The following is a 13,202-nucleotide window of genomic DNA, read 5'->3' on the forward strand; positions in this document are numbered from 1 at the left end:
GCGTTACCTCGTACGGGCGCCGGACGAACCGAAGGGAATAAACCATGCGTCACCGCGTCGGCGGGCGTAAGCTCCAGCGCACCTCCGCCCACCGCCAGGCCCTGTTCCGCAACATGGCCGCGGCGCTCATCAAGCACGAGCAGATCACCACCACCGTCGCCAAGGCGAAGGAGCTGCGCCCGTACGTCGAGAAGCTGGTCACGCTGGCGAAGCGCGGCGGGCTGTCGAACCGTCGCCTGGCGCACGCGCGGCTGCTGGACGACGCGCAGCTTCAGAAGCTGTTCGACGTGCTGGCGGCGCGTTATGCTTCGCGTAACGGCGGTTACACCCGCATCATCAAGGCCGGCATCCGCGCGTCGGACGCGTCGCCGATGGCGATCATCGAGTTCGTCGACCGCGACGTGAGCGCGAAGGGGCAGGACAGCGGCCCCGTGCTGAACGACGACGAGGATTTCGGCCAGGCGGCGTAAGCTCCCCGGCTTCGGCTTGAAACGGAGGGCCGCGCCAGCGATGGTGCGGCCCTTCTTCGTTGGGGAAACGCCGTGACGCCCAAGTTCCTGTTGCCGCTGGCGCTGCTCGCCGCGCCGCTCACGCCGGGCGAGCACCGGTTCCAGTCGGCGGGCGTGACGCTCTGGTACAAGGTGGCGGGCGCCGAGCGAGGCGTCCCTGTCGTGTTCCTGCACGGCGGGCCGGGGCAGGGTAGCATGAGCTTCCAGCGCTACGCCGGGCCGGCGCTCGAGCGGCGGTTGCGCATGGTCTATCTCGACCAGCGGGGGAGCGGGCGGTCGGAGCGGCCGAAGGACCAGGCCGCCTATTCGATGGCGATCCTGGTCGAGGACGTGGAGCGGCTGCGGCGCGAGCTGGGGGCGGAGCGGATCGCGCTGGTCGGGCATAGCTTCGGCACGGCGATCGGGATGGAGTACGCCGCGAAATACCCCGACAGGGTCACGCGGCTGGTGCTGGCGGCGGGGATCCCGGACATCCCGGCGATGATCGACGCGCAGTGCGAGCGGCTCGGGCGGACGGACGCGGAAGCCTATGCGCGGGCGAGCGCGGGCGTGGCGGCGGGGGCGCGGCCGCGCTGCGACCCGTTCCGCGCCTATCCGGGCAAGAACCAGGAATATGTGAACCGCAACATGTTCCCCGACCTCAAGACCGCGGCGATGGTGGACGAAGCCGACGAGGCGGACGGCCTGAAGAACTCGGGCGAGCTGTCCCGCGCGATGTTCGACCAGGGGCTGCTCCAGTACCGCTTCGCGCGGCCGGAGGCGCTGACCATGCCCGTGCTGGTGCTGGCGGGCGCGCAAGACCACCAGGCGGTCGCGGGGCCGCAGCGCGCGTTCGCGGCCAAGCTGCCGCGCGGGCGTTACGTCGAGTATGCGGGGCGCGGGCACTTCATGTGGGTGGAGGACCCGGAGCGCTTCGCGCGCGACGTGGCGGCGTTCGTCGGCGGTTGAGGAGCGAACGGGCGTGTCGGGGGTTGCGGTTTCCATGTTCGTGAGCCACGACGATTGGCCTCCGCCGCCGCGCTGGGAGCCGCCGCGGCCGCCTCCGCGCAAGCGGATGAGCGCGGCGGGCGAGAAGTTCCTGCTGTGGGTGGTCGGGGTGAACCTGCTCCTGCTGTTCGTCGCGCCGATTGCGGGGGCGAGCATGGTGCAGTTGCTGTGGATGCTGATGGAGTGAGGGCCCGACGCGGGAACAAGTCCCGCGTCGTCGGACGGGGCTGTGGCCCCGCCGGCTGGGCTTGGCCCTAGCCTGCTCGGCGGCTAGGGCCTGCGCCATGGAGCACCCCGACAGCATCCTCATCGTCGACTTCGGCAGCCAGGTCACCCAGCTCATCGCCCGGCGCGTGCGCGAGGCGGGGGTCTATTCCGAAATCGCGCCGTTCCAGTCGGCCGCCGACGCTTACGAGCGGATGCGGCCCGCGGGCGTGATCCTGTCGGGCGGGCCGGCGTCGGTGGTGGACGAGGGCAGCCCCCGCATCCCCGACGCGATCCTGGAGTCGGGCAAGCCGATCATGGGCATCTGCTACGGGCAGCAGGCGCTCACCCAGCAGCTCGGTGGTGCGGTCGAGCGCGGCATGTCGGGCGAGTTCGGGTCGGCGTTCGTGGACGTCGCCGATGGCTGCCAGCTGTTCGACGGCGTGTGGGGCGAGGGCGAGCGGCACCGGGTGTGGATGAGCCACGGCGACCATGTGGCGGCGCTGGCGCCCGGTTTCCGGTCGGTCGCGGCGAGCGCGGGCGCTCCTTACGCGGTCATCGCCGACGATGAGCGGCGGATGTACGCGATGCAATTCCACCCGGAGGTGGTGCACACGCCCGACGGCGCCAAGCTGATCGCCAACTTCGCGCGGCACGTGTGCGGGCTGACGGGCGACTGGACGATGGCGGAGTTCCGCGCCGCCAAGATCCAGGAAATCAGGGAGCAGGTGGGCTCGGGCCGCGTGATCTGCGGCTTGTCGGGCGGCGTCGACTCGGCGGTCGCGGCGGTGCTGATCCACGAGGCGATCGGCGAGCAGCTGACCTGCGTATTCGTCGACCACGGGCTGATGCGGGCGGGGGAGGCGGAGCAGGTCGTGTCGCTGTTCCGCAACCACTACAACATCCCGCTGGTGCATGTGGACGCGGAAACGCTGTTCCTGTCCGGCCTGGCGGGCGTCAGCGACCCCGAGCTCAAGCGCAAGTTCATCGGCAAGACGTTCATCGACGTGTTCGAGGCGGAGGCCAGGAAGATCGGCGGGGCGGAGTTCCTGGCGCAGGGCACGCTCTATCCGGACGTGATCGAGAGCGTGAGCTTCACCGGCGGGCCATCGGTGACGATCAAGAGCCACCACAATGTCGGCGGCCTGCCCGAGCGCATGGACATGAAGCTCGTCGAGCCTCTGCGCGAGCTGTTCAAGGACGAGGTGCGGGTGCTGGGGCGCGAGCTGGGGCTGCCGCAGGCGTTCGTGGGGCGGCACCCGTTCCCCGGCCCCGGCCTCGCGATCCGCATCCCCGGCGAGGTGACCAAGGAGCGCTGCGACATCCTGCGCCGCGCGGACGCGATCTACCTGGAGGAGATTCGGCTGGCTGGGCTGTACGACGCGATCTGGCAGGCGTTCGCGGTGCTGCTGCCCGTCCGCACGGTCGGCGTAATGGGAGACGCCCGGACGTACGACCACGTGCTGGCCCTGCGCGCGGTCACGTCGACGGACGGCATGACGGCGGAGGCGTTCGACTTCCCCGGCGACTTCCTGCCGCGCGTGTCGACGCGGATCGTCAACGAGGTCAGGGGCGTGAACCGGGTGGTGTACGACTATACGTCGAAGCCGCCGGGGACGATCGAGTGGGAGTGAGCGGGGCGCGGCGGCCGAGCACACGGGCCTAATCGGTTCGATTATGGAGCCGCCCTCCGCGCGGGCCTAGATAGGCCGTCCAGGAGGCTCTCATGACGGCGACTCTCGGCGGCTTGGCACCGCGGTTCGACATCCGCCCGCTCGATCCGACGTCCGTCGGGTCATCGGCGACGGCCGGGAGGCCGTTCGACGCCGGCCGGGTCCGGGACGACGCGGCCGAGTGGGCGCTGGACGACTTCGCGGCGCGCGCGGGCGCGGTGGCGCGCGACGACCCGGCGGCGTTCTCGGCGATCCTGCGCGACGCGTTCGCCGGCAAGCTTTCGCCGGGCGAGGCGGACGCGCTGGCGGCGCGGATCGCGGGCGGCGGTCTGGACCGGCCGGCGGTCGCCTTCGTGGACGGGGCGACGCTGGGCGGAGCGCTCGGCGCTTACGCCGCGGCGGACGGCGGCACGATCTACCTGAACGAGGCGCTGCTCTCCGACCCCGCGACGCTGCGGCAGGTGGTCGCGCAGGAGATGGGGCATTACCTCGACGCGGTGCTCGGCGGCCCGGACGCGGCGGGCGACGAGGGGCGCGCCTTCGCCATGGCGCTCGACAAGGGCGCGCCGCTGTCGGCGGAGGAGCGGGCGCTCGCCGCCGCCGTGCCGGACCACGGCGTGATCGAGGTGGGCGGCCGCGCGGTGGCCGTCGAGTTCGCGCTGCCCGCGATCGCGATCTGGCTGGGGCAGGGCGCGCTGCAGACCGCGCCCGACGTGCTGATCGGCACGATCACCCAGCAGCTGACCGGCGTGCCGTACACCTGGGTCGACCGGCTGGTCGACTTCGGCTTGAACCTCGTGCCCGGCGCGGGCCAGCTCGACACCGCCAAGAAGCTCGCCAAGCTGGGCGAGGCGGTGGACACGATCGTGGACGCGACGCGGCTGGCGTCCAAGCTGCCCACGGGCATCGCCAATAAGGCGGACGCGGCGGCGCGCACGATCGCGCGCGAGTGGGAGACGTTCCAGGGGCACGTCGCGTCCGGCAATTTCGAGCGGGCGGGGCAGAGCTGGGGATCGCTGATCGGGCGCATCCGGGAGATGCAGGTCGCGTCGCGCCTGGCCGATGACGGCAACACGCTGGTCGACTTCGGCGCGTCGTTCCGCCGGGGCAACCGCCCGATCGAGATCGACGTGGTGTTTCGCACGCCGGCGGGCCAGGCGATCGCGGGCGAGGTCAAGACGGGCGCCGACGTGATGGTCAGGCGCGGCAGCGACAACTTCCAGCGCAACCTCGACAAGTTCATCGACAAGCGCGACTTCGTGCGCGAGCGCTACGGCGCGGAGTTCCGCGTGTACGTCGACGACGTCTCGCCCGACATGGAGCGGGCGTTGCGCGACGCGGGCATCGGGGTGGTGCGCAACGGGGACCTGTTGCGCTGACGCGGGCGGCGGGTAGAAGCGGGCCGTGGCGTCCTTCATCCCCGTCCATGCCTATTGGCGCGGCGACGCGCCGGACGACGCGGCGCTGAAGGCTGCGCTGTCGGCGCGGGTGCGGGCGCTGGGGTTGTCGGTCGCGGACGGGCCTGGGTTGCTGGTCGAGCTGGCCGCGGGGGTGTCGCTGTTTCTGGACCGGCGCGTCGGGCGGCGTGCGGAGTTCGCGCTGAGCGGGCCCGACCTCTCGCTCGCGTTCGGCGCGGCGGAGGAGGCGCGGGTGGTGGAGGCGGTGCCGGCGCTGGCGGAGGCGCTGGTGCGCGACGCGGGCGCGGCCGTGTGCTTCGCGGGCGGCGTGCGGCGCGAGTTCATGGAGGAGAGGGTGGCGGCGTTTGACGCGGCGATGGACCGTTGGGACGGGCGCGCGCCCTTGCCGCTCCGAGTGCTGGGCGAGGGCGCGTGGCTGGTGCGCTGGGCGGCGTCGCTCCCCGCCGATGTGGAGCCCGCGCGCACGGCGGACGGCGTCGCCGGCCGCGACTGGCCGCCGCCCTCGTTCTGACGGCGCGGCTTACGCGTCCTCGATCCAAGTCTGAAACCCGCATGGGAACGGGAGCGGCGACTTGACCGACGCCGCGCTGGGCGCCGCGCTCGGGTTGTTCTCCGCCCTCACGCTCGCGGCGGCCAACCTGTCCGTGAAGATGGGGGTGGACGTGCTCGTCGGGCGCGCCGTGTTGTCGGCGAGCGCGGCGGTGCTCGTGTCGCCGGCCTTGTTGTTCGCGGCGCCGCCGGACGCTGCGACCTGGGGGGCGCTGGCGGTCGCGATGCCGGCGCATTTCGCGTACCAGCTGTGCCTCGTCCGGGCGATGGGGCGCGGCGAGCTGTCGCTGGTGTTCCCGGTGATGCGGGGCGCGGCGCCGTTGCTGACCGCGGTCGCGGCGGCGGCGCTGCTGGGGGAGGGGCTGCACCCGCTGGGCTGGGCGGGGCTGGTCGCGGCGACGGGGGCGCTGCTCGTCTTCGCCTGGCCGCCGGAGGCCACGGGGTTGCGGGCGCATCCCGACCGCGCGGGGCTGGGATGGGCGCTGGCGACGGCCGTGGGCGTGGCGCTGTACAACACGGCGGACGCGCGCGGGGTCAGGGTCGCGCCGGAGCCGCTCACCTATATCGTCTGGCTGTTCCTGCTCGACGCGGTGCCGATCACGGTGCTGGCGGTGGCGACGCGGCGGCGGGCGCTCCGGGCGGCGCTGGAGGCGCGGTGGCGCTACGGCGTCGCGGCGGGCGGGCTGTCGGTGCTGTCGTTCGGGTCGGCGCTGTACGCGTTCAGCCTGCTCGCCGTCGCCAAGGTGTCGGCGCTGCGCGAGACGTCGGTGGTGTGGGCGGCGCTGTTGGGCGGGCGCGTGCTGGGCGAGGCGATGGGACGGCGGCGCGTCGCCGCGGCGGCGCTGCTGGCGGGCGGGTTGGTGCTGATGCAGTTCGCGCCGGCGTCGTGATCGGCCGCATGGACGTCGCTGCGTTTGTGTTATAACCTCTCATGAAACGGGGGAGGGTCGGCATGCGCCTGCGCGGGTGGTTGGTCTTGAGTCTGTGGCTCGCGGGCGGGGCGGGCGCGGCGTCGTCGCAGCGGGAGCCGGCGGAAGCGGCGGTGGCGCACGGCAATCCGAGCCTCACCGCGCTGGTGGCGGGCGTGCGCAGCGAGGCGGCGCGGCGCCAGCTCCCGCCCAAGCGGTTCGACCTCACGCTCGACGCGCGGGGCGCGGTCGCGCGGGGTGAGGTGACGGTGAGCTTCGCCTATCCGGGGCCGGAGACGGTGGAGGGCGACTTCCGACTGGCGCTGCCGGCGGACGCGGTGGTGACGGGCTATGCGCTCGACATTGGCGGACGGTTGGTGGACGGGGTGCTCGTCGACCGGCCGCAGGCCAAGGCGGTGTACGAGGCGCGGGTGCGTCAGCGGATCGACCCCGGCCTGGCGGAGGTGACGCCCGAGGGGACGTTCCGGACGCGCGTGTTCCCCATCGGGCCGGGCGGGCGGACGATCCGCGTGCGCTTCGCGGCGCCGGTCGGGCCGGAGGGGCTGCGGATGCCGATCCAGCTGGCGCGGCCGACCGAGGGCTGGTCGATCGCGGTGCGGAGCGAGGGGGCGGAGGCCGCGCCGACCCTGGTGCTGCCGGGCCGCGGCGTCGCGCGGATGCGCGCGGCGGACGGCGGGTTCGAGGCGCGGGCGCAGGGCGGGGCGGAGCCGCTGGACGGCGACCTGGTGCTGGGGCCGCCCGCGCTGCCGGACGCGTTGGCGAGCCGGCATCCCACGGGCGAACGCTACCTGCAGCTGTCGGGCGCGCTGCCGACGGGGCGGGCGGCGCGGCCGGAGCGGGTGCGGATCTACTGGGACCGGTCGCGCTCGCGGATCGGCGACCGGCTGGAGGCGGAGCTGGGCGTGGTGGCCCGGGTGCTCGAGCGCTGGCGGCCGGGCGCGGTTGAGATCGTGGCGTTCAACTCGAGCGCGCCCGTGCGCTTCACGGCGGCGACGCCGGCGGCCGCGGTCGAGCGGCTGCGCGGGCTGCGGTATCGGGGCGGGACGAGCTTCGAGGGATTGGGCGGAGAGGGGCCGGCGGACCGGTGCCTCCTGTTCTCGGACGGGGCGGCGACGATCGACCGCGCCGCGCGGTTCCAGCCCGCCTGCCCGCTGGACGCGGTGACGTCGAGCGCGGCGGCGGACCTGGGAATGCTGCGCCACATGGCGCAGGCGGGCGGCGGGCGGCTGCACAGCCTGGTCGGGCGCGACGGGAACGAGGTCGCGGACGCGGTGGTGGCGATGCGGCCGGCGGTGACGGGGGTGGCGGACGGCGCCGGCCGCGCGCTGCCGTTCGTGGCGCTGCCCGCGGAGGCCGGGCGCTGGACGGTGCTGGCGCGCGCGCCGGACGCGGGCGGGGTGAGCGTGTCGACCACGGGCGGCGGGCGGATCGCGCGCGCGGTCCCGGCCGACGCACCGGCGTTCGACGGCGAGGGGGCGCTGCTGGCGCGCGACCGGCTGGCGACGCTGGGGGCGACGGAACGGCGTTCCGATTACGTGGCGCTCAGCCGCCGCTACTCGATCGCGTCGCCGAGCCTGTCGTTCCTGGTGCTGGAGACGCCGGCCGATTACGTTCAGGCGGACATCGCGCCGCCGGCGAACTTCCCCGACGAGATGCGCGCCGATTACCTCCAACTGCTCAAAGCCGCGGAGACTAGGCGCGGGGAGGAGCGCGAAGGGCGGCTGGCGCTGGTGGTGAAGCAGTGGGGCGAGCAGGTCGCGTGGTGGGAGCGGCGCTTCGATCCGCCCGCGCCGGGATCGGTGAAGACGGCCGAGGGCGGGGGCGAGAGCATCGTCGTGACCGGATCGCGCGTGCGGCCGCAGCGGGGGGACGCGGGTGCACCGCCGCCTCCACCGCCGCCCCCTCCACCGCCGCCCGTGATGGCGCCCGCGCCGGCCGCACCCGAGGCGGTGCAGGACATGGTGGTGGCGGGGCAGCGGCGGACGGCCGCGGCGCCCGACGCGCGCCCGGCGGTGCAGATCGACGCGTGGCAGCCGGACCGGCCGTACCTGAAGGCGCTGGACGCCGCGCCCGAGCGGTTCGACGCGGTGTTCGATGAGCAGGAGCGGCTGCACGGGTCGCTTCCCGCCTTCTACCTGGACGTGGCGGAGTGGCTGCGGCGGCGCGGGCGGACGGCGGAGGCGGTGGAGACGGTGCTCGCCGCCTTGGAGACGCCCAGCGCCAATGAGGTGACGCTGGGGATCGTCGCGGCGCGGCTGGAGCGGTACGGTTCGATCGACCGGGCGGTGGAGCTGCGCGAGCGACATGCGGCGCTCGACCCGTCGCGGCCGCAGCCCAGGCGGCTGCTGGCGTTGGCGCTGGCCAAGCGGGCGGCGGCCGGGGCGGCGGGCGCGCGCGCGGACCTGGAGCGCGCGGTGGCGTTGCTGGGGGCGGTGGCGACCGAGCCGCTGGACGCGCGCTGGGCGGGGATCGACATGATCTCGCTGATGGAGGCGAATGCGCTGATCCCGCGGTTGCGGCGGCTGGGCGGCCGCGCCGAGCTCGACCCGAGGCTGGTCAAGCCGCTCGACGCGGACGTCCGGGTGGTGGTCGACTGGACCACGGACGCGACCGACCTGGACCTGTGGGTGGACGAGCCGAGCGGCGAGCGCGCCATCTACAGCCACCCGCGCAGCCGGTCGGGCGGGCACCTGTCGGACGACATGACGCAGGGGTATGGGCCGGAGGAGTATTGGATCCGTCGCGCGCCGTCGGGCGCGTTCCAGGTCAGCGCCAACGTGTTCGCGGCCGACCGGCTGGACCCGAACGGCGCGTCGCTGATCGCCGCGCGCATCATCCGCGACTGGGGCCGGCCGACCGAGCGCGAGGAGGCGGTCGACATCGAGCTGACGGGCAGCGACCGCGGGCAGCGGCGGATCGGGCGGGTGGTGGTGCGCTGACCTAGAGGCCCCAAGACCGCTGGCGGAACCGCGGGCGGACGGTTAACGGTCGGGCGATGGCTGATCCAGGTGAAACGCCGGCCCGCGACGCGTTCGATCGAGGCCGCCGGGCCGACCCGCCCGCGATGGGCGACGAGCTGCTGCGCCGGATGCTGGAGAGCTCGGCCGACTGCATCAAGCTGCTCGATCTCGGCGGGCGGCTGGAGTTCATGTCGGAGAACGGCATGTGCGCCATGGAGATCGACAATTTCGGCGCGGTCGCGGGCGGGTGCTGGTCCGATTTCTGGGAGGGCGAGGAGCGGGCCAAGGTCTTGGCCGCGATGGACGAGGCGCGCGCGGGGCGCTTCGGGCGGTTCCAGGGCCATGCGCGCACCTTCAAGGGCGCGTCCCGCTGGTGGGACGTGACGGTGACGCCCATCGACGACGCGGACGGGCGGCCGGAGAAGCTGCTGGCCGTCTCGCGCGACGTCACGGCCGAGCACGAGCACGCGGCGGCGTTGCGCGACAGCGCGGCGCGGCTCGCGCTGCTCGACGAGCTCGGTAGCGCGACCGCGGGGCTGGCGGACGCGGATGCGGTGCTGGCGGCCACCACGCGGGTCGTCGGCGAGCGCATGGGCGTGTCGATCTGCGCGTACGCCGACATGGATCCGGACGAGGACGGGTTCACGATCCGCGGCGACTGGGCCGCGCCGGGGTCGCGGTCGATCGTGGGGCGGTATCGGCTGGCGGACTTCGGCAAGCTGGCGGTCCAGGAGCTGGGGGCCGGGCGGCCGCTGGTCATCAACGACAATTCCCGGGAGATCGCGCCGGAGGAGGCCGCGACGTTCCAGGCGATCGGCATCGCGGCGACGATCTGCATGCCGCTGGTCAAGGACGGCCGGCTCACCGCGCTGATGGCGGTCCACCACGTCCGGCCGCATCGCTGGACGGAAGCGGAACTCCTGACGATCCGCGAGGTGACGGAGCGGAGCTGGGCGCACGTCCAGCGCGTCGGCATCGCGGCGTCGCTCGCGGAGAGCGAGGCGCTGCTGAACGCGGTGATCGACGCCATGCCGGTAGGCGTGATCGTGGCGGACGCGGCCGGCCGCATCCTGCGCGACAACGCGGCCAATCGCGAGCTGTGGGGCGTGCCGCCGGACACGGCGGGTTGGGAGGGCTATGGCGAATGGGAGGGCTACTGGCCCGAGACCGGCGAGCGCATTCAGGCGCATGAATGGGGAATGGCGCGCGCGCTGCTGACCGGCGAGAGGGTGCGCGACGAGTTGGTGGAGAGCGTGCGCTTCGACACCGGGGAGCGGCGCTTCTTCCTCAACTCCGCCTCGCCCGTGCGCGACGTGGAGGGCCGGATCGTGGCCGGCGTGGTCGGGGCCGTCGACGTGACCGAACGTCGAGCCGTGGAGCAGCGGCTACGCGAAGCCGAGGAGCGGTTCCGCAACATGGCGGACCACGCGCCCGTGATGGTGTGGACCACCGATCCGAGCGGCTACTGCACCTATCTCAACCGCGCCTGGTACCAATTCACGGGGCAGAGCGAAGCCGAAGCCGAAGGCTTCGGCTGGCTGGAGGCGACGCATCCCGACGATGCGGCGGAGGCGGAGCGCGTCTTCCTGGAGGCGAACGCGGCGCGCACGCCGTTCCGTCTCGAGTACCGGCTGCGCCACAAGGACGGCGGCCATCGCTGGGCGATCGACGCGGCGTCGCCGCGGTTCGGGTCGGGCGGCGAGTTCCTCGGCTATGTCGGCTCCGTCCTCGACATCCACGACCGGCGCGAGGCGGAAGGTGCCTTGCGCGAAAGCGAGGCGCGCTACCGCGCCCTGTTCGAGAACATCGACGCTGGGTTCTGCATCGTCGAGATGAGGTTCGAGGGCGAGCGCGCGGTCGATTACCGGATGACGGAGGTGAACCCGGCGTTCGCGCGGCAGACGGGCGCGGGCGACGTGGCGGGCAAGTGGGTGAGCGAGTTCGCCCCCGACCTGGAACGCCACTGGTTCGACACCTATGGACGCGTGGCGCTGACGGGCGAACCTGCGCGGTTCGAGAACGAGGCGGCGCCGTTCGGCCGTTGGTACGACGTGCACGCGTTTCGCACCGGCCGGCCGGAGGAGCGGCGCGTCGCGATCCTATTCAACGACATCAGCGCCCGGCGGCGCGCGGAGCAGGAGCTGCGCGAGCTCAACCGGACGCTGGAGCGCCGCGTCCAAGAGGAGGTGGAGGAGCGCACGCGCGCCGAGGAGGCGCTGCGCCAGGCGCAGAAGCTGGAGGCGGTCGGCCAGCTGACGGGCGGGATCGCGCACGATTTCAACAACCTGCTGACGGTGGTGGTCGGCAACATCGACATGGGGCTGCGCGCGCTGGAGCAGGCGGGCGGCGAGCCGCGCGTGCGCCGCGCGCTCGACCAGGCGCAGAAGGGTGCGGAGCGGGCGGCGTCGCTGACGCAACGGCTGCTGGCGTTCAGCCGCCGCCAGCCGCTGGCGCCCAAGCCGGTCGACGTGGACAAGCTGGTGCCGGGCATGAGCGACCTGCTCAACCGCTCGCTGGGCGAGACGGTGAAGCTGGAGATCGTGACCTCGCCCGGCTTATGGCGCGTCGAGGCGGACCCGAACCAGCTGGAGAGCGCGATCCTGAACCTGGCGATCAACGCGCGCGACGCGATGCCGCAGGGAGGGTCGCTGACGATCGACACCGCCAATGCGCGGCTCGACGAGGCGTACAGCGCGACCCACGCCGAGGTCGCGCCGGGCCAGTACGTCGTCGTCACCGTGACCGACACGGGCGAGGGCATGCCGCGCGAGCTGCTGGACAAGGTGTTTGAGCCCTTCTTCACCACCAAGGAGGTGGGCAAGGGCACGGGGCTGGGGCTGTCGATGGTGTACGGCTTCGTCAAGCAGTCGGGCGGCCATGTGAAGATCTACTCGGAGGAGGGGCGCGGCACGTCGGTCAAGCTGTACCTGCCCAGGCTGCTGAGCGGGGCCGAGGAGGCCAAGGAGGCGGTGCTGACGCCGGGGCTGGAGGTGAGCCGGCGCGCCGAGGTGGTGCTGGTGACGGAGGACGACGACGACGTCCGCGCCTATACCGTCGAGTGCCTGCGCGAGCTGGGGTACAGGGTGCTGGAGGCGCATGACGGCCCGTCGGCGCTCCGGTTGCTCGACCGCCAGGGGCAGGAGGTGGACCTCTTGTTCACCGACGTGGTGATGCCGGGCATGTCGGGGCGCGAGCTGGTGGACGTCGCGCGCGAGCGGCGGCCGGGGCTGAAGGTGCTCTACACGAGCGGCTATACGCGCGACGCGATCATGCATGGCGGGCGGCTGGAGCCCGGCGTGGAGATGATCGCCAAGCCGTTCACCTTTCAAGCGCTGGCGCAGAAGGTGCGCGACGTGCTGGAGGCGGGGACCACCAAGCGCGTGCTGATCGCGCAGGGCGACGCCACGGTGCGCGCGCTGGCGGCCGAGGCGCTGGGCGGGGTGGGCTACTCGGTCGACGAGGCGGCGACGGCGGCGGAGGTGCTGGGGCGCGTTCGCGCGGCGCAGGGCCGGTACGACGCGGTAGTGCTGGACGCCGGCTTGCCCGACAAGGCGGGCGACGCGGTGCTCGCCGAATTGCGCGCGCTGCACGCGGACATGCCGATTCTGTTGGCGGTGGCGGCGGGAGAGGAGGCCGGCCTGCGCGAGCGGCTGGCGGGGGACCGCTGCGCGGGCGTGATCGCCAGGCCGTTCACGGGCGGGCGGTTGGCGGAGGCGCTCAGGGAACTGGGCGTGCGGTGCGCGCGGCGGTAGGGATGGGGCTCTCTCCAACCTTCCGTTCGCCCTGAGCTTGTCGAAGGGCTGTTCTTCTTACGGCAGCGAAGAAGGACGGTACTTCGACAAGCTCAGCACGAACGGAAAGGGAATGATATCCGTATCGATCTCACGCCCCCGGCGCGACCACCAGGCATAGGTCGCCATCGACCGTGATCGTCGCGCCGGGCGCGCGGGCCCGAGCGCGAAGCTTCGCTTGG

Annotated in this window: 9 protein-coding genes; all 9 read left to right on the top strand. The window is 73.1% G+C overall.

The genetic code is table 11. From position 1 onward, the window contains the following. Positions 1-44 precede the first annotated feature (44 nt). The 9 genes from rplQ to CKY28_RS15445 all read left to right on the top strand — a co-directional run bounded on the left by rplQ (position 45) and on the right by CKY28_RS15445 (position 12,981). Positions 45-470 carry a 50S ribosomal protein L17 gene (gene rplQ, locus CKY28_RS15405; RefSeq protein WP_095999286.1) on the top strand — a complete coding sequence of 142 codons (426 nt, stop codon included), beginning with the start codon at positions 45-47 and terminating at the stop codon, positions 468-470. Between the two features lie 72 nt (positions 471-542). Beyond that, on the top strand, positions 543-1,457 hold the full coding sequence (locus CKY28_RS15410) for an alpha/beta fold hydrolase (RefSeq protein ID WP_095999287.1): 915 nt from the start codon (positions 543-545) through the stop codon (positions 1,455-1,457). A gap of 13 nt (positions 1,458-1,470) precedes the next feature. Beyond that, complete coding sequence (locus tag CKY28_RS15415) at positions 1,471-1,683, top strand: hypothetical protein (protein ID WP_217989601.1); 213 nt, start codon at positions 1,471-1,473, stop codon at positions 1,681-1,683. A 97-nt stretch (positions 1,684-1,780) separates the two neighbouring features. Beyond that, complete coding sequence (gene guaA, locus CKY28_RS15420; RefSeq protein ID WP_095999289.1) at positions 1,781-3,334, top strand: glutamine-hydrolyzing GMP synthase; 1,554 nt, start codon at positions 1,781-1,783, stop codon at positions 3,332-3,334. Between the two features lie 92 nt (positions 3,335-3,426). Then, entirely contained in the window at positions 3,427-4,752 is a 1,326-nt protein-coding gene (locus CKY28_RS15425) for a hypothetical protein (RefSeq protein WP_095999290.1), read from the top strand. A gap of 25 nt (positions 4,753-4,777) precedes the next feature. Further along, positions 4,778-5,302, top strand: coding sequence for a hypothetical protein (locus CKY28_RS15430; RefSeq protein ID WP_095999291.1), 525 nt, complete (start codon positions 4,778-4,780; stop codon positions 5,300-5,302). Between the two features lie 61 nt (positions 5,303-5,363). Next, positions 5,364-6,230: an EamA family transporter gene (locus CKY28_RS15435; protein ID WP_217989602.1), complete on the top strand. Its 867-nt coding sequence runs from the start codon at positions 5,364-5,366 to the stop codon at positions 6,228-6,230. A 62-nt stretch (positions 6,231-6,292) separates the two neighbouring features. Continuing rightward, the gene (locus CKY28_RS15440; protein WP_176473127.1) at positions 6,293-9,208 is read left to right on the top strand and encodes a VIT domain-containing protein; all 2,916 of its coding nucleotides are present in this window, start codon (positions 6,293-6,295) and stop codon (positions 9,206-9,208) included. A 56-nt stretch (positions 9,209-9,264) separates the two neighbouring features. Next, positions 9,265-12,981 (top strand): PAS domain S-box protein, encoded by a 3,717-nt coding sequence (locus tag CKY28_RS15445; RefSeq protein WP_095999293.1) that lies wholly within the window; start codon positions 9,265-9,267, stop codon positions 12,979-12,981. Positions 12,982-13,202: the final 221 nt, after the last annotated feature.

The sequence above is a fragment of the Sphingomonas lenta genome (assembly GCF_002288825.1).
Lineage (GTDB): Bacteria > Pseudomonadota > Alphaproteobacteria > Sphingomonadales > Sphingomonadaceae > Sphingomonas > Sphingomonas lenta.